This window comes from Halorubrum sp. SD626R (assembly GCF_001261915.1).
Taxonomy (GTDB): Archaea; Halobacteriota; Halobacteria; order Halobacteriales; family Haloferacaceae; genus Halorubrum.
The window spans coordinates 1-1,044 of sequence record NZ_CVRT01000110.1 but is presented as its reverse complement, the minus strand read 5'-3'; the positions used below and the strand labels follow the sequence as shown (position 1 = coordinate 1,044).

Here is a 1,044-nt window from a genome sequence, read left to right as displayed (position 1 = left end):
AGCGCGAGGTCGCGGACGTCGCGCAGGTCACCGAGGTCACCATCCGCAACCGGTATCAAGAGCAGATCGAAGCGATGGGCATCCACAGCTGACGTCGACGGCGCGATCCGCCGGCCCATTTTATCCATTCTCCGGCCAGCAACGTTCAACCACTCGCGCCGCCAACGCCGATCCGAATGCGGCTCGACGAGTTCATCGAGTTCGAGGCGAACGAGCGCGCCGAGCGGCGGCGCCTCGCCGCGGAGAAGGATTACGGCATCCTCGACCATCTCGACTCCTTCGAGCGGCGCTTCGAGGAGCACGTCTCCGACGACGCCGTGGTCGGCAGCGTCTCCCCCTCCATCTTCGTCGGCCGCTCGGACTACCCGAACGTCTCGACCGGGCTGCTCTCGCCGGTCGGCCGCGAGGAGCGCGCGGCGGCGTTCGAGACCTCCGCGGCGTGGTACGACGAGGGCGTCTCCATCTCGGACGTGTTCGACCGGCGGACCAGCCTGCTCAACTCCACACGCGGCGTCGACGTGGCGGACGCGGGCGCGACGGGCGGGGTGACGTCGGTCGGCACCGGCGGCGGACCGGCCGAGAGCGTCCACGACGCGTGGGACGGCTGGCTGGGCGTGCAACGCGAGGTCGCCATCGCCGACCGCCCGGTCGACGTGGAGATCGGCCTCGACGGCCGCCCGGACCTCGACTACGATGTCGGGACGCAGGACATCAAGACCCCGACCGGCCCCCGCGCGGCCGCTCGCACCGCCGATCTGGGAGAGAACCCGCACGTCCCCCGGCCGGTACAGAAGACCTTAGAGGACGACGACTGGCGCGCCGAGGGGGCGATGACGTACCTCTACCGCCGCGGGTTCGACGTATACGAGATCAACACGATCCTCTCCGCGGGTGCGCTCGGACAGGGGGAGAACCGCCGGCTCGTTCCGACGCGCTGGTCGATCACGGCCGTCGACGACACGGTCGGGGAGTTCCTCCGCGGCTCGATACGCGACGACCCGACCGTCGACCGGATCGAGGTCCACCGCAACGAGTACCTCGGCA

General features: G+C 69.9%; 1 protein-coding gene and 1 pseudogene. Both read left to right on the top strand.

Features of this window, described 5'->3' with window-relative positions; translation table 11 throughout:
- Positions 1–92 (top strand): annotated as a pseudogene (locus tag SD626R_RS11840) (transcription factor TFIIB); the annotation flags it as partial.
- A gap of 84 nt (positions 93–176) precedes the next feature.
- On the top strand, positions 177–1,044 hold an 868-nt coding region (locus SD626R_RS11835; protein WP_092566564.1), incomplete at its 3' end, for a hypothetical protein.